We start from the raw sequence: 15834 nt of genomic DNA, 5'->3' as shown, positions 1-15834 counted from the left end.
CCGGCGACCGATGGACAGGTGCTTTGACACGGTGGCGCTTTGTACCGGCCGGCGAAACCTAACCCTCACCCCAACCCCTCTCCCGAGGGGAGAGGGGCTTAACGCGCCTTATGTCGTTTGGGACTTCAGCGCTGTTGTGGTTTCAAGACTCCAACGCAGCGCTCGACGGCCTCGTCTTCGGCACACCGCGCGCGCGCCGCACCAGGGCAGCTGCACCACTGCTCATGTCGTCGAGGATCGCGTAGATCGTCGGCAGGAATAGCAGGCTCACCACCGTCGAAAACGCCAGGCCACCGGCGATGGCGCGCGCCATCGGGAAGTACGGCGGGCCATCGCTGAACATCGTGGTGCTGGTCAGCGAAATCGGCACCATCGCCAGGATCGCGGTGCCCATCGTCATCATGATGGGCCGCAAGCGCTCGCGTGAGCCTTCGACCAGGGCCTGCGTGCGCCCCATCCCGCGGCGGCGCAGATTGTTGATGTGCTCGATCATCACGATGCCGTTGTTCACCACCACGCCCATCAGCACCAGGATGCCGATGAAGGACATGATGCCGAACGAGGTCCCGGTGATCCAGAACAGCCAGAACACTCCGAAGATCGAGAACAGCACCCCGCTCATGATCGCCGCCGGGAACAGCAGCGACTCGAACACCGCCGCCATCACCACGTAGATCATCACCAACGCGATCACCAGATTGAACACCATCTGGCCCATCGCCTCGCCGTCGTTCTGATAATCGCCGCCGTCGAAGGTGTAGCTGTAGCCGGCCGGGAAACGCATCGCCTTGAGTGGCGCCTCCATCGCCGCACGCGCCTCCGGCACGGTGACCTTCTCGGCGAGATTGGCCTTGATGGTCAACGTGGTCTGCCGATTGGTGCGCCCGATCTGCGTGGCGGCCGGACGGATCTGCACCTCCACCAGACTCAGCAACGGTACGCTGCGGCCATCCTTGGTGCGCACGGTGAAGCTGGCCAGATCTTCAGGCTTGCTCTGCTCGGCGCCGGCAAACCGCACCCACACCGGCACCTCGTTGTCGCCGCGGCGGAACTCGCGCAGCGGCGTACCGCGCAATGCCAACCCGACGAAGCTGGCCACCTGCTCGGCACTGAACCCGAATGCAGCTGCGCGCTCGCGGTCGACGCGAATCGCCAGCTCGCTGGTGCGGTCGCCCGTATCGACATGCACATCCCGCAACTCCTTGCGCCGCGCCAGCAGCGGAATCACATCGTCGGCCAGCGCTTTCAGTGCATCGGTCGAATCGCCGACCAACTGCACTTGCACGCCTTGGTTGCCATTGCCGCCATCGCCCTGGTTGCCGATGCTGTAATCGGTACGCGCAGAGCGCGGCAGCTCCTTGCGGATTTTTTCCAGCAGCGGCGGCAGGTCCTTGACCTTGCTCGCATCGAAGGTCACCACCGTATTGCTGCCTTCCACCTCGCTGAACCATGAGTAGATCTGCGTGATGTGGTACTTGGCGCGATTGGCTTCCAGATAGTTTTCGACACGGCCGATCTCCTCGCCCAGCTGCTCGCGCGTGTACGAGCCTTTCCACTGGTATTGGATGAAGGCCTCATTGCCGCCGTCGCCACCGAACATGTCGATCTTGGTCAGCTTCATCGGTACCAGGCTGATCGCACTGACCAGAATGATGCCGGCCACGCTCCAGCCGCGATGCGCCAACGTCCATGCCAGCAACGTGGCGTAACGACGCTGCAGCCGCGCGATCACGCCGTGCTCGGAGGTCACCATCGGCGGCGTTTTCATGCGTGCCGACAACATCGGAATCAAGCTGATTGCCACCAGCCACGACGCCAGCAACGACACCGAGATGGTGATGGCGATCTGCGCCATGAAAATGCTGATGTTGTTGGTCTCGCCGAACAGGTTCGGCACGAACACGATGCAGTGGCACAAGGTGCCGGCGCTGAGCGCAATGGCCACGCTGCGCGTTCCCAGCAGCGCGGCACGCTGCGGTTGGTCGGGCATGCGCTCGCGTTCCTGGTAGATGCTTTCCACCACCACCACGGCGTTGTCCACCAACATACCCACTGCCAGCAGCAACCCCATCATCGTCAGGATGTTGAGCGTGACCCCGACGAAATACATGAAACCCAAGGTAATGGCGAAGCAGATCGGGATCGCCAAGGTCACCATCAGCGTCGATGGCCAATGCCGCAGGAAGAAGAACAACACCGTGATCGATAACAGCAGACCCACCGCGCCGGCTTCGGCCAGTTCGGCCAGCGAGGAGGTCACCGCCTTGCCCTGGTTGTCGATCACCTTGACCTGCACGTCGCGCAGCGCCGGTTGGGCGCGGATGTCTTCAACCTCTTTCAACGCCGCCTTCGACACCTCCACCAGATTGGCGCTTCGCTCCTTGTAGACATCCAGGCCGATGGCCGGGCGCCCATCCAGGCGCCGCCCGTAATTCATGCGCGTCGGCTTGAGCCGCACCTCGGCAATGTCGCCCAGCCGCACGCCTTTGGCGTTGAGCACCAGCTCGCGCAATTCCTGCAGGTCGCGCAGTTCACCGATTGGCTGCACCCGGATGCGCTGGCCGTTGTCGTCGATCTGGCCTGCAGACACCGAGAAATTGAGCTTGCCCAAGCGCTCGCTCAGGTCGTTGAGGCTGAGGTCGTGCGCGGTGAGCCGATCCGGCGCGATCGCGATTTCGACCTCGTTCGGCGGCGCACCGGAAATTTCCACCTTGGCCACGCCCGGGATGCGCTCGATGCGCCGCTTGAACTCGCGATCGAGCATGTCGTAGGCGCCGGTCAGATCGGTCTGGCTGGCCAAGCGCACCTTGAGCACCGGCTCGTCGCTGCTGGACCATTTGAAGACCTGGAAGCGCTGCAGATCCTCCGGGAAATCGTCGCGTACCGCGTCCAATCGCTCGCGCGCATCGGATGCGGCGATGGCGATATCGCGGTCCCAGTCGGAGAATTCGATGAAGATGTTCGCGCCGTCGGCGGTGGCGGTCGAGCGCATGCGCTTGATGCCGGTCATCGTCGCCAGCGCTTCCTCGGCCGGCCGCACCAGGTTGCGTTCCACCTCGTCCGGCGTGGAGCCGGTGTAGGGCAATTGCACGAACAGGAATGGCGCGGAAATATCCGGCAGCGCCTCCAAAGGCAGCCGGAACGCCGCGATCAAGCCCACCACCACCAGCGACACGAAGCACATGATGGTGGTGACCGGGCGACGGATGCTGAAGGCGGCAACGCTCATAGCGCCTCCAGCCCGTCGGCGTTGCCTGCCGCCTGCGCGCGTTGCCCGGCCATGCGCCGGCCACGCCCCAGGTAATACGCATCGGCGCGGCGATCCAGCAGGTCGTACACCACCGGTATCACCAGCAGGGTCAGCAAGGTCGAGACCAGCAATCCACCGATCACGGTAATGGCCATCGGCGCGCGCACTTCAGCGCCCTCGCCCATCGCCACCGCCAGCGGCAGGAAGCCGAACAAGGTGCACAAGGTGGTCATGATGATCGGCCGCAGGCGCGAGCGCGCACCTTCGATCAGCGCCTCGCGCTTGGGCACGCCGTCTTCGCGCAGCTGATTGACCTTGTCGATCAGGATGATCGCGTTCTTGGTCACCAGGCCCACCAGCAAAATCAGGCCGATGAACACCACCACCGAGATCGGCTTGCCGGTCATCAGCAGGGCCAGCACCGCACCGACCATTGCCAGCGGAATGGTGAACAGAATGACGAACGGATGCAGCAGCGACTCGAACTGCGAAGCCATCACCAGATAGACCAGGAAGATCGCCAGCCCGAACGCGAACAACAGCGACTTCACCGATTGCGCCAGTTCCTCGCCCTGCCCACCGATGTGCATGCCTACGCCGGCTGCAAGCGGGTCCTTGCGCACCATCGTCTCCACTTCGCGCACCGCACCGCCCAGGTCGATGTCCTTCAGGCTGGCCGACACGATTGCCACGCGGGTCTGGTCGGCGCGATGGATCTCGCTCGGCCCCGTCGTCGCCAGTACCTCGGCAACCGCCGCCAGGCGCACCGGCCGGCTGCTCCCCGGGTTGACGATCAGCTGACGGATCGCGTCCACACTGGCGCGGTCGCTGTGCTGCGCACGCACCAGCACATCGATCTTGCGATCGCGGAAGCTGTAGCGTGTGGCCACATCGCCGCGCACCTTCTTGACGATGACATCGGCGATCTGGCGCGTGGTCAGCCCCAAAGCGCCAGCGCGCTCCTGATCGAAACGGATCTGGATCTCCGGGAAGCCCTCTTCCACCGTCGATTTGACGTCGGCGTAGTGGCCGTTGGCGCGCAACATCGCCGCCAATTTCTGCCCGGCGCGTTCCAGCTCGCCCAGGTCCTGGCCGCGCAGTTCCACTTCCAGCGGCGTCGAAAAACTGAACAACGCCGGTCGCGCGAAATCCACCTGCGCGCCTGGGTGCCCGACCATGCTGCTGCGCAGCCGCTCGGTCGCTGCCGCTTCCACCGCCGGGCTACCGCCGCCGGCCATCACCACGGTGAGCTTGCCAATGTTCTCGCCGCTCTCGGTGGGGTTGGCGTCCAACCGCGTGCCGCTGCCGCTGACGCCGTACAGCGACGCGATGCCCGGGTCCTTGTCGTGCGCCAGCTGCAACTCGCGCACCACTGCATCGGTCTGCGCCAGCGGCGTGCCGGAAGGCAGTTTGACGGTCATTTCGAAGCGATCCTGCGCCAGCTGCGGAATCAGATCCGCGCCCAGCATCGGCACCAGCAACGCCGTCCCGATGAACGCCGCCGCGGCCAGTCCCAGCACCAACCAGGGGCGCCGCAGCGCCGCCGGCAAGATCCCCAGATAGCCACGCTCGGCACGAGCATACGGCGCCATCGCCAGGTCGCTGGCCTTGCGCATCACCGGCCCCACCACGCGGCTCAACCCGCGCCACACCTTCACTACGGCCCATGCCGCTCCGAAAAAGCCATAGCGCATGCTCGCACCTGCACCACGCCGGCCGGCCGCCACCGGCTTGAGCCAGCGCTGCTCGGGCTGCCACTGCGGATGGCTCGGCTCGTCCGGGAACGCCATCGGCGGTGCGCCCTTGAGCGAGCTCAGCATCGGAATGAGCGTCATCGACACCACCAGCGAGATCGCGATCGCGATCGCCACCGTCAATGCCTGATCGCGGAACAACTGCCCGGCGATGCCCTCGACGAACACCAGCGGCAGGAACACCGCAATGGTGGTCAACGTGGACGCCATCACCGCCATGCTCACTTCGCGGGTGCCGGCAATGGCCGCGTCCAGCACGCTCAAGCCGCGTTCGCGCGCCTTGGCAATGCTTTCCAGTACCACGATCGAATCGTCCACCACCAGGCCGGTGGCCAGCGCCAGACCGCCCAGCGACATCACGTTGAGGCTCAGTCCGAGCTGGCCCATGAAGAAGAACGTGGTGATGATCGACACCGGCAACGACAGGCTGATGACGAACGTGCTCCAGCCATCGCGCAGGAACAGGAAGATGATCAGGATCGCCAGCACACCGCCGATCACCGCATCTTTTTTGACATCGCTGATCGCATGCTCGATGAAGTGCGATTGGTCCTCGATGGTGGTGATTTCCACATCGCCCGGCACGGTCGCCTTGAGCTGCTCCAGGCGCTTGCGCAGCGCCGCCGCCGTGGACACGGTGTTGGCATCGCCTTCCTTGTAGATCGCCAGCTCCACCGCTTCCTTGCCGCCCAGGCGGATGATCGCCTCGCGCTCCTTGTAGCCCTGGCGCACCTGCGCCACATCCTTCAGCCGCACCGGCATGCCGCCGGCGATGCTGCTGCTGGACGACGAGGAGGTGCTCTGTACTTCAGCCGCTGCCGCCAGGGCCGCCTGCGAACCAGTGGACGCCGCAATGGCATACATCTGCTGCATCGCCGCTTCGGCCGCGCTGCCGCTGCTGCTCTGCGTGGTCACCAGCATGTTGCGGATCTCGTCCAGATCCACGAACTGGTTCACCGTGCGCACCAGGTAGCGCTGCGAACCTTCTTCCAGCCGGCCGCCGGAGATGTTGACGTTCTCCTCCTTGAGCCGGGTGATCACGTTGTCGATCGGCAGGTTGAGCTGGGCCAGCTTCTGTTGATCGATGTCGACCTGAATCTCGTCTTCCAGACCGCCGCCGACCTTCACCGCCGCCACGCCGGCCACCGGTTCGAGCTTCTTTTTCAGGTCTTCGTCGGCATAGCGGCGCAAGCCGGTGAGCTGGCGGATCGCATCGGTATCGGAGGCCGGCGCCTGCTTGGGGGACAACGCCAGCCGCATGATCGGCTCGGTAGAGGGATTGAAACGCAGCAACACCGGCGGCTTGGTTTCCAGCGGCAGCGACAAGGCTTCCATCTTGTCGCGCACCTCCAGGCTGGCCTGGTCCATATTGGTGCCCCAGGCGAACTCCAGCACCACATCGCTCTGCCCTGTGCGCGAGATCGACTTGAGCTTGCGCAGGTTCTTGACCACGCCGACGGCTTCTTCCACCGGCTCGGTCACCAGCGTTTCGATTTCCGCCGGCGCCGCGCCGGTGTATTCGGTGCGTACGGTGAGCGTGGGATAGCTCAAATCGGGCAGCAGATTGACCTTGAGGCTGCGTAACGCGATCAGCCCGAACAGCAGCATGGTCACGGTGATCATGGCGATGGTCACACGCCGCCGCGTGGCGAAGGCCACCAGACCACCGCCGCCAGGCAGCGGCGCGTGCGGATCATGCACGGGTCCGTGCGGGTTGCCGTTCTCGCTCATGCGTGCGTCTCAGCATGTGCGGGCGCAGCGGCCTTGGCCGCGACCGGCTTGCGATCGGGTTGGCCGATCACTTGCACCGCAGTGCCGTCGCGCAGCGCCACCTTGCCGGCAGTCACCACCTGATCGCCTTCCTTCAGGCCCTGCCGCACTTCCAGCCACGGCCCTTCGGCATAGCCCAGCTTCACCGGCACGCGGCTGACCTTGCCGTTGCGCACCACGAAGACTGCCGGTTCGCCATCGTCCAACAACGCCAGGCGCGGAATCACCAATGCGTCCTTGCGTTGGTCGTAATCGATGCGGATGCGCCCGAACATGCCCGGCTGCAACGCTTCGGCCCCCTGGCCGAACGCGCAGACCACACGAAACGTGCCACTGCCTGAATCCACCACCGGCGCGATGCGGTCCACCTTGCCGACGAATTGCTGGCCAGGCAGCGCATCGGCCAGCAAGGTCACCGGCTGGCCCGACTTGAGCGTGGCCAGTTCGCGTTCGGGCACGTTGAGCGTGGCCTCGAGCTGCGAATCGTCGACGATGCGGAAGATCGGCGTGTTGATCTGCACGAAGTTGCCGGTCTTGATCGAGCGCGATGCGATCACGCCGGAGATTGGCGCCTGCACCGTGGTGTAAGAGAGCTCCAACGCTGCAAGCCGGTGCTGCGCACGGCTGTTTTCGACATCGAATTTGAGCTGGTCCACATCTGCGGCGCTGACCAACTGCTGCCCCACCAACTGCGTGGCGCGGCGATAGCTGTTTTCCAGCTTGCGCAGCTGCGCTTCGCTCTGCGCCACCGCCAGATGCGCGCGATCCGGATCCAGGCGCACCAGCGCCTGGCCCGCCGACACCTTCTGGCCTTCTTCCACCATCACCGACAGCGCAACGCCCGAGGTCTTGGCCACCACTTGCGCCTCGGCGCGCGGCTCCAGCGCAGCGGTGCCGGTGTAACTGGCGGCTACCGCACGGCGCGCGGCCTTGGCGATTTCCACCGGCACGGCATCCACCGCCTTCTTTTCCTCGGCCGCCTTGGCCTCCCCCTCTCCTGCCTTGCAACCGCCCAGCAGCAGGCTCGTGGTGATCAACAATGCAGCGGCGCAGGTTCCGCTGCGACCCGGCAAGAAGGAGAATGGCGACATCGTCGTGTCCTAGTGGATGCGTGAACAGGTGTTGTAGGCAAGTAGACCACCCAAATGCACATGCCGCCAATGCGCCAAAGGTCATGGTCTATTCAAGTTGGCCTATTCACCCGGTTTGCGCCGCGCCAAATCGCAGGCATACTCGGTCCGGTTCCGCCACGCCCCCACGTGCGGACGCTCAATCAGTCTTCCGGATACGAAACCATGCGCCCGCAGCCGCTCGCCGCTTGTATCGCTCTGGTCGTCTTCCTGCCGTTTGGGGGCGCATCAGCAACACCGCAAGCCACACCCGCAGCTCCGGCCACCCCGGTGCCTGCTGCCGCGGCGGCAACCCCTGCCGCGCCGACCGGCAATCCGTCAAATGGGCGCTTGCTCGCCTATACCTGCCAGGGCTGCCACGGCGTCACCGGCTATAAGAACGCCTACCCCAGTTATCGGGTGCCCAAGATTGGCGGCCAGACCAGCCAGTATCTGACCCAGGCGTTGACCGAATATCGCCAGGGCAAGCGCAAACATCCAACCATGCAGGCACAGGCGCAGAGCTTCTCCGAGCAGGACATCGCCGACATCTCCGCCTTTCTGTCCACCCTCAAGTAAGCGCCCACATGCCGAACGCCCTGCACGCTCCGCGTCTAGCCATCGCCCTGGTCGCTGCCCTGATGATGGCGGCCTGCTCCCAATCCCAGGTTGAGTCCACCGATCACTCCGCTGGCGATCCCGGTCACGCCAGCGGCGAACACGGCTCCGGCTCGTCGGCAGGTCTGCCCACCGGCCGCGCCGACGCCGGCGACAAACTCGCCCATGCCAAGGGCAAGGCGACCGGCCAGAGCTGCGTGGACTGCCACGGTGCCGATGGCAATGCGCCGATCGATCCCAGCTATCCCAAACTGGGCGGCCAATACGGCGACTACCTTGCGCATGCGCTGCAGGCCTACCGTAGCGGCGACCGTCAGCATCCGTTGATGACCGCCCAGGCCACCGCGCTGAGCGATCAGGACATCGCCGACCTGGCAGCGTACTTCGGCGCGCGGCAGACGCAGTTGCGCGATCTGCACGGCGTCAACTGAGTCTGAGGCGACGCCACACCGTCTCATTCGGAATGAAAAAGCGCTTGCGCGAACATTAACAGGCCGCTATCATTTCGTTCTCAGTTTCGTGGGGCCATAGCTCAGCTGGGAGAGCGCCTGCATGGCATGCAGGAGGTCGGCGGTTCGATCCCGCCTGGCTCCACCACTTCAGACATTAGGCCGTCTGAATGACAACTCAGGTTTTGATATGCGTCCCCATCGTCTAGAGGCCTAGGACACCACCCTTTCACGGTGGACACCGGGGTTCGAATCCCCGTGGGGACGCCAATCATCTGAAAGCCCCGGCACTGCCGGGGCTTTTTTTTGCCTGTCAGCGGGCCGAATCCAGTTGTGCGCAACGTTGGGCATGCCCTGGCTCATTGGCATCATGCAGCGGATAGAAGAGCTGAATCCATGCCGCGGCGAGCGTAGCGCCTGGTGCACACATCGGTACGCGCGCACGGCCATTCGGCGGACCATTACCGCCCTTGCCAACGCCTGCTCGATCACAGCGCTTGACGAGTTGCGGTGTTACTCAAACCGATGAGCGTTCGCACGCGGATTTTTTTGCTACCGGAGATGTCTCTGCCCGCCATCGCGGTTGCCACGTTGCGACGTTGCCAGCGGCGTCGCTAAGGATCGCCACGCCGAAAGCGCAGTGTGCGCGATGATCGCGCTCACGCATGCCGTCGATGACGACGAGCGAGGGACGCGAGATCGGGTGTTGCTTGTAAACCAGATGCAGCGAACCTGACGCCCGGCCCGTCAGAGCCGTTGGCTCGCAAATCGACAGCTGTCGAATCACGCGCACACTGGCATCGACGCATCCAGTGCGCCGATATCGCTGTCACAGCGATTCATTGCGCCGCGAACACCAAAGACTGACGGCTTGAAGCGTTCCGGGTGCGCGCCACTGCCGTTCAATCGCCGCACCCGACGCGGGCGGCCTTGCAGTTGCCCTGGCAGATGCGCTCTTGCTGCAAATTTTTGCCCAGCCACTTCCCATCGCGTGGCGATGTCGCTATGATTGCCGGCTCGCAGCAACGCGGGGCCATAGCTCAGCTGGGAGAGCGCCTGCATGGCATGCAGGAGGTCGGCGGTTCGATCCCGCCTGGCTCCACCATTTCAGACATTAGGCCGTCTCAAGTGGATAACGAGGTTTTGATACGCGTCCCCATCGTCTAGAGGCCTAGGACACCACCCTTTCACGGTGGACACCGGGGTTCGAATCCCCGTGGGGACGCCAATCATCTAAAGCCCCGGCACTGCCGGGGTTTTTTCTTGCCTGTCCCTGACCTGCGTCTACGACGTATGTCGCGTCCATTGCGAAGTGGGATCAGTAGTCGTGCGAGCGCTTCTCGCTGATGAAGCCCGCATGCAACACTTCTCTACGCACTCGCAAGCCGCTACATCGCTAGCCAATCATCGCCACCTCGCAATCCGTTCCGAGTGCGGCGCAGGGCCCATCGCACGCTATTGCGATGAGATGAGTAGAGTTTCTGTTCGATTTCGAAGCCAGCCATGCAGTGCACTCTGCCGAACACCTCAGGTCTGCCCGCTATCCAGCGCCTTGCGGCCCTCGTGCGTCAGGTCGATGTCGCCATCTTCGGCTTGCGTGGCATAGCCGGCGCGTACCGCCCAGTTTCCCTCTTCGTCGGCTACCGGCTTGGTGTCGTGGATGTCGCGCAGGATGCGTAGCTGTTGCGAAGCATCGAAGTCCATGGGGCCACCTGTTCAAAAGAAACTCCCAAGGTACGCAAGCGGCGTGATGGTCGCGTGCCTGCAACGTCATCCGTGACCTGCGCACCGCATGGCGCACGGCAGTTGTGTGCCTGATGCGTGGGCGTGCGGACAATCAGGCATCTGCGCCACGCAGGTGCACTTGCAAGCGAATCGCCCCCGGCGCCAGCCAGTCCTGCACCGCGCGCCGATCACGTCCCGCCTTGGCGCTCAGCTGGACCGCACTGACGGTCGCCAGCCTCGCTGTCCGCGCCGCGATCAAGCCCCACACCCCGCCGAAACGCCACACAGCAAAAAGCCCCACCGGACTTCTCCAGAAGGGCTTTCGCTGGTGCTGCAACAACTTGGTGCCGAAGGTGGGACTCGAACCCACACGCTTTTAAGGGCGGCGGATTTTGAGTCCGCTGCGTCTACCGATTCCGCCACTTCGGCGTGGCTGCGCAGTATAGCGACTTGTTGTTGAAACGAACAGTGTCAGTTTGCGCCTGACGAATTCAGGTGCAAGCGGGGTCTGCAGCGCTGTGTCCAGGCAGTCCCGATATACTGGCCGACTTAGTGAAGGAGTAAGCAATGTCGGTGTTGCGTGGAGTTCGGGTACTCGTGGTCGAAAACGATGACATGAATGCCATGCTGCTCGATCTGCAGCTTGTTCAGGCGGGTGCCGTCGTCATGGGCCCGGTCGGCGAGGTGCGCGATGCTTTGCAACTGATCGCCGACGACGCACCGGATATCGCAGTGCTGGACTATCGCTTGGGCAATGGCGAAACCAGCGAACCGGTCGCACGCCTGTTGTCGGAGCGCGGTATTCCGTTCGTACTGGCGACCGGCGTTGCCATCGGCAGCATCCCGAGCGGTTTCGAACGTGGCGTCATCCTGATCAAGCCGTATCTGTCCGAAGAACTGGTTGGCGCATTGTCCAAAGCGCGCGAGTCGCGCGGCGCTGAGGGCTGAGCAGCAGCACGGGCGCACCTGCCAGCCCGCCCAGGTGCCACCGCCCGGTGCGGCACGCATGCCGTCTCTAACACCCCCTCATCCTGCCACCGACGCGCTGTTTTGGGTGTACGGGCAGCGATTAGCTGAATCGCCGTTTGCGCGGTATCAGCGGCGCCGGGCCGGTTGCTACTAGAATTTGCCATCGAAGAATGACGGGCGGGTCGCTGGATGGATATCGCCGTGTCGCCGTTGGCCGGCTTGCTGCCGGAGACGAGCGAAACCGCAGCAATGCTAGCCGCGTCAGTGCATCCTGCGGACGCGCTGCTGGGCGATAGCCCTGCGCTACGCACAGCACTATCGATCTGCCTGCATGCGCAAGTTCCGATGCTGCTCGTATGGGGCCGCGACGACCGCTGCATCTACAACGATGCCTGCATTGCACGACTGGGGCCACGCCATCCGGCGGCCTTCGGGCAGCCGCTTGCGGCGCTGACATGTGCATCCGATGGCGATGGCGAGCCAGCAGCGACAATCGCCCTGGATCTGGCAAGCTGGTCATGCAGCCCAGTGCTGCAAACGGGCGAGCAGTTGGGCGCGCTCTACATCGGGGTTGCTGTTTCAACGGCTGATGTCGACGAACAACGCCGCAGCGATGGCCGCGACAGTTTTTTATTGATGCTCGAAGACGCACTGCAGCACGTGTCCGATCCGCGGCAGATCATCGACACCAGCGTGCGCTTGCTCGGCGAGCATCTGCAGGCGAACCGTTGCGCATTCGGCCTGGTCGCTGCCGATGGCAGCACCATGCATGTCATCAGCGACCATGTGCAGGACATGCCGAGCCTGCAAGGCGATTTCCCACTGGAGGCGGCACGGGGCCTGCGCGATGCGCTGCTGGAAAACCGCCCCTGGTTCACGACCGATGCGCTGGCGCCGGGTGCGCCAGACTATGTGGCCGAGCAGTACCGCCGCTCGGGCTTGCGCGCCTCGCTGGCCATTCCGTTGCACAAGCACGACCGATTGGTGGCAGCGATCGGCGTCCATCAACGCGCACCGCGGCGCTGGCTGTCGGCGGAGATCGAACTGGTGCGATTGGTTGTGGCACGCTGCTGGGAATCGATGCAACGGGCCAAGGCGCAGCAGCAACTCGCGGCCAACGAAGCGCGCCTGCGCCGCCTCGCCAATACGCTCCCGCAGATCATCTTCATCGCCGATCCGGACGGACGGCCGCACTACTTCAACCAGCGCTGGTACGAGTACACCGGCCTGGATCCTTCCAACAACGAAGATGCCGCCTGGCACCGCGCGCACACTGCCGATGGTCTGCGCCTGTCCGAGCACGCCTGGAGCCTGGCATTGAAGGGCCAGCGCGCTCTCGAGGTGGAGTGCGAACTGCTGCGTCACGATGGGCAATCGCGCTGGCACCTGGTGCGCGCGCTACCGGTGCGCGGCGACGATGGCAGCATCAGCGAGTGGATCGGTACCTACACCGACATTCATGACCGGCGCGCATTCGAGCAGCAACTACGCGAAAGCGAAGTGCGCTTCCGTGCGCTCTGCGAGACGGTGCCAGCGATGATCTGGATGGCCGACGCGCAAGGCGATTGCGTGTACTGGAATCCGCGCTGGTACAACTTCACCGGACAGGGGGAAGACCAGGCACTGGACCAGGGCTGGTGGGATGTGATGCATCCCGACGATGCAGCACGCGTGCGGCATGCCTTCGAACAGGCACTCGAGCAACGCGGCGAATTCCTCGCCGAATACCGCGTGCGCCGCCACGACGGGCAATACCGATGGTGCATCGACACCGCATCGCCGCACTTCGCCAGCGACGGACGTTTTCTGGGACACATCGGCTCGCTCACCGACATCTCCGAACGCAAGCACATCGAAGATGCCACCGCCTCCGACCGGGCGATCCTGAGTTTGATCACCACCGGTGCGCCGTTGCCGGTGGTGCTGGATGCGATCGCATTGAGCGTGGAGGCGCGCGGTGAAATCCCGTTGTACTGCTCGGTGATGGTGCGCGATGAGGTCCGCCATACATTGAGTTTCGGCTCGGCACCGCATTTTCCGATCGAGTACCGCGGGCACTTCGAGCCCTCGCCAATCGGGCCGGAGGGTCCGCCCTGCGCCCTGTCTGCACATCTGGGTCGTCAGGTGATCTGCAGCGATATCCAGGCCGATGCAAGCTTCAGCGCCCACCATGCGATCTCGGCGGCGATGGGCATCGCGGCGTGTTGCGTCACCCCGATCCTGGCCAGCAACGGACAGGTGTTGGGCACGCTCAATATCTATTACGACCGCCCTCACCTACCGTCCTTGCGCGAGCAGGCAATGGCGCGCTCGGCTTCGCACCTGGCCGGCATCGTGATCGAACGCACCCGGGTGGATGCCAAGCTCAAGCTGTCGTTGCAGGCGGAAACCGCCGCGCGCGCGCAGGCCGAGCATGCCAACCGGGTCAAGGACGAATTCCTGGCAACGCTCAGCCATGAGTTGCGCACGCCACTCAACGCGATCCTGGGCTGGTCCCGGTTGATGCAATCGGACATCGCAGATCCGGCCAATCTGGGCCGGGGCCTGGTGATCATCGAACGCAGTGCGCGCGCGCAGACGCAGATCATCGACGACCTGCTGGATATGAGCGCGATCCTGTCCGGCAAGATCCGCCTGCAGGCCGAGCATTTCGATATCGCAGGGTTGGTGCGCAGCGTGTTGGAACTCATGCAGCCGGCCGCGTTGACGCGCAAGATCGCACTGGAGCTGGATGCGCCTTGCGATGGCGAATTGTGGTTCTTCGGCGATGCCGGGCGACTGCAGCAGGTGCTGACCAACCTGCTCAGCAATGCGCTGAAGTTCACCCCTGCCGGCGGCACGGTGCGAGTGACGATGGACGTCGAAGACGAGCGCCTGCGCCTGTGCGTACAGGACACCGGGATCGGCATTGCGGCGGATTTTTTGCCGCATGTGTTCGACCGTTTTCGTCAGGCCGATGCAGGCACTACCCGGCGCGTGGGCGGCCTGGGGTTGGGCCTGTCGATCTCGCGTCAGTTGGTGGACCTGCATGGCGGCAGCCTGGGCGCCTCCAGCGCGGGCGAAGGCCAGGGTGCGCTATTTACCATCGTGTTGCCGTTCCAGCACGGGGTCAGCGACCTGCGCCCTGCCTCGGCAGATACCACCCACGTGGGCGCGCTGCCGGACGAATGCCGCGACCGCCTCGCTGGTGTGCGCGTCCTGCTGGTCGACGACGATCAGGATTCGCGCGAAGCGGTGATGCAGTTCCTGATGCTGGCCGGCGCGCAGGTGCAGGCTGCCGGGTCGGTGGACGCGGCCGAGCACTGCCTGGCGAGCGCGCACTTCGATGTGTTGGTCAGCGATATCGCGATGCCGTTGCGCGATGGCTACGATCTGATCCGCACGGTGCGTTCGGGCCGCGCCGATCTGCCACGGCATATTCCGGCCGTCGCCCTCACCGCCTATGTCCGCGAAGAAGACCGCGACCGCGCGGTAGTGGCCGGCTTCGATGCGCACATGGGCAAGCCGGTGGAACCACCCGGCCTGGTCGATCTGATCGAACGCGTGATCTTGCCGACGCGCAGTACGAGATGAGGCCTGATAGCGCCAGAGCATGGCTGGCCAGCACCTTGTCGTTGATCGACCAAATCAACGAAACCTCGCGGCATCGGGTACGTTCACTTTCTACAGCGCTGAGAGAGTGAAAAGCTTGCTTGGCCGAATGCGCGGTGCCCTCGCCGCTCGCAGGACACGCCGTGAACCCGTCCTTGGGGGCTCGATGGCGGCATCCGTGCCGCCAACGGTCCTGCAAGCGGCAAGGACACCGCACCAGACAGTTTGCTGGGCCTGTTGAAAAGCGAGGAACACCGCGTCGTTGGTTGTTAGCTGCTTTGAAAACTCTGCATACCGACCAACTCTACTGGTCCTTGCCCGCTCACCGTCGCGGGACCCTTGGCGGCATGGATGCGCCAAGGAGCTTACAAGGACGTACTTGCAGCGTGTCCTGCGATGGTGAGCGGGCAAGGGCCCTGCAGCCAAGCCGCAGATCCCCCCAAGGACCTTGGGCGGCATACCCGCTACCAAAGAAACCAACTAGGGGGGCTCGACACCTATCTCATCATGATCTGCGGCTAAGACATCTAAGCCAAACCGCAGATCAGCCCATTACGACGTTAGATCCATGCCACGCCACCGAACCACGCCGATCAACC

9 protein-coding genes and 5 tRNA genes are annotated in these 15834 nt (G+C 64.1%); 8 read left to right on the top strand and 6 right to left on the bottom strand.

The features are described 5' to 3' along the window. Positions 1-142: 142 nt before the first annotated feature. The 3 genes from AMD14_RS10950 to AMD14_RS10940 are packed head-to-tail and all read right to left on the bottom strand — an operon-like array spanning position 143 to position 7865. On the bottom strand, positions 143-3229 hold the full coding sequence (locus AMD14_RS10950; RefSeq protein ID WP_011051311.1) for an efflux RND transporter permease subunit: 3087 nt from the start codon (positions 3227-3229) through the stop codon (positions 143-145). After that, positions 3226-6735 (bottom strand): efflux RND transporter permease subunit, encoded by a 3510-nt coding sequence (locus tag AMD14_RS10945; protein WP_015463166.1) that lies wholly within the window; start codon positions 6733-6735, stop codon positions 3226-3228. Before AMD14_RS10945 ends, AMD14_RS10950 begins: the two co-directional genes overlap by 4 nt. Beyond that, positions 6732-7865: an efflux RND transporter periplasmic adaptor subunit gene (locus AMD14_RS10940; protein WP_015463165.1), complete on the bottom strand. Its 1134-nt coding sequence runs from the start codon at positions 7863-7865 to the stop codon at positions 6732-6734. The genes AMD14_RS10945 and AMD14_RS10940 overlap by 4 nt, the downstream gene beginning before the upstream one ends. Before the next feature lie 204 nt (positions 7866-8069). On the opposite strand from AMD14_RS10940, the gene AMD14_RS10935 reads away from it, so the two are divergent. From AMD14_RS10935 to AMD14_RS10920, 4 genes are all read left to right on the top strand, one after another. Beyond that, positions 8070-8462, top strand: a complete 393-nt coding sequence (locus tag AMD14_RS10935; RefSeq protein WP_011051309.1) for a c-type cytochrome — start codon at positions 8070-8072, stop codon at positions 8460-8462. Between the two features lie 8 nt (positions 8463-8470). Continuing rightward, positions 8471-8932, top strand: a complete 462-nt coding sequence (locus AMD14_RS10930; RefSeq protein WP_005915693.1) for a c-type cytochrome — start codon at positions 8471-8473, stop codon at positions 8930-8932. Positions 8933-9022: 90 nt separating this feature from the next. Then, a tRNA-Ala gene (locus AMD14_RS10925) sits at positions 9023-9098 on the top strand. A gap of 46 nt (positions 9099-9144) precedes the next feature. Further along, positions 9145-9220: transfer RNA gene (locus AMD14_RS10920), tRNA-Glu, on the top strand. Between the two features lie 513 nt (positions 9221-9733). Here the strand turns inward: AMD14_RS10920 and AMD14_RS24865 are convergent. Continuing rightward, entirely contained in the window at positions 9734-10012 is a 279-nt protein-coding gene (locus tag AMD14_RS24865; RefSeq protein ID WP_075150010.1) for a hypothetical protein, read from the bottom strand. Between AMD14_RS24865 and AMD14_RS10915 the strand changes: the two genes are divergently transcribed. Then, positions 9980-10055: transfer RNA gene (locus tag AMD14_RS10915), tRNA-Ala, on the top strand. The genes AMD14_RS24865 and AMD14_RS10915 overlap by 33 nt on opposite strands. A gap of 47 nt (positions 10056-10102) precedes the next feature. Continuing rightward, positions 10103-10178 (top strand) — tRNA-Glu (locus AMD14_RS10910). Between the two features lie 299 nt (positions 10179-10477). On the opposite strand, the gene AMD14_RS25030 is transcribed toward AMD14_RS10910, so the two are convergent. Together AMD14_RS25030 and AMD14_RS10900 are read right to left on the bottom strand one after the other, a co-directional pair. Continuing rightward, on the bottom strand, positions 10478-10654 hold the full coding sequence (locus tag AMD14_RS25030) for a hypothetical protein (protein ID WP_003482805.1): 177 nt from the start codon (positions 10652-10654) through the stop codon (positions 10478-10480). Positions 10655-11017: 363 nt separating this feature from the next. Beyond that, positions 11018-11104, bottom strand: a tRNA-Leu gene (locus tag AMD14_RS10900). A gap of 138 nt (positions 11105-11242) precedes the next feature. Between AMD14_RS10900 and AMD14_RS10895 the strand changes: the two genes are divergently transcribed. Both AMD14_RS10895 and AMD14_RS10890 read left to right on the top strand, forming a co-directional pair. Further along, the gene (locus AMD14_RS10895) at positions 11243-11623 is read left to right on the top strand and encodes a response regulator (RefSeq protein ID WP_003482806.1); all 381 of its coding nucleotides are present in this window, start codon (positions 11243-11245) and stop codon (positions 11621-11623) included. 210 nt (positions 11624-11833) lie between these two features. Continuing rightward, complete coding sequence (locus AMD14_RS10890; RefSeq protein WP_011051308.1) at positions 11834-15217, top strand: PAS domain S-box protein; 3384 nt, start codon at positions 11834-11836, stop codon at positions 15215-15217. Positions 15218-15834 lie beyond the last annotated feature (617 nt).

Source organism: Xanthomonas citri pv. citri, assembly GCF_000961215.1.
GTDB lineage: Bacteria > Pseudomonadota > Gammaproteobacteria > Xanthomonadales > Xanthomonadaceae > Xanthomonas > Xanthomonas cissicola.
Note: the sequence above shows the minus strand (reverse complement) of the source record. Positions and strands in the feature narration are given on the sequence as shown.

Coding starts and splice junctions, on each gene's coding strand:
- AMD14_RS10950 (WP_011051311.1), bottom strand. CDS start 3,229: ATGAGCGTTGCCGCCTTCAGCATCCGTCGCCCGGTCACCACCATCATG.
- AMD14_RS10945 (WP_015463166.1), bottom strand. CDS start 6,735: ATGAGCGAGAACGGCAACCCGCACGGACCCGTGCATGATCCGCACGCG.
- AMD14_RS10940 (WP_015463165.1), bottom strand. CDS start 7,865: ATGTCGCCATTCTCCTTCTTGCCGGGTCGCAGCGGAACCTGCGCCGCT.
- AMD14_RS10935 (WP_011051309.1), top strand. CDS start 8,070: ATGCGCCCGCAGCCGCTCGCCGCTTGTATCGCTCTGGTCGTCTTCCTG.
- AMD14_RS10930 (WP_005915693.1), top strand. CDS start 8,471: ATGCCGAACGCCCTGCACGCTCCGCGTCTAGCCATCGCCCTGGTCGCT.
- AMD14_RS24865 (WP_075150010.1), bottom strand. CDS start 10,012: ATGCAGGCGCTCTCCCAGCTGAGCTATGGCCCCGCGTTGCTGCGAGCC.
- AMD14_RS25030 (WP_003482805.1), bottom strand. CDS start 10,654: ATGGACTTCGATGCTTCGCAACAGCTACGCATCCTGCGCGACATCCAC.
- AMD14_RS10895 (WP_003482806.1), top strand. CDS start 11,243: ATGTCGGTGTTGCGTGGAGTTCGGGTACTCGTGGTCGAAAACGATGAC.
- AMD14_RS10890 (WP_011051308.1), top strand. CDS start 11,834: ATGGATATCGCCGTGTCGCCGTTGGCCGGCTTGCTGCCGGAGACGAGC.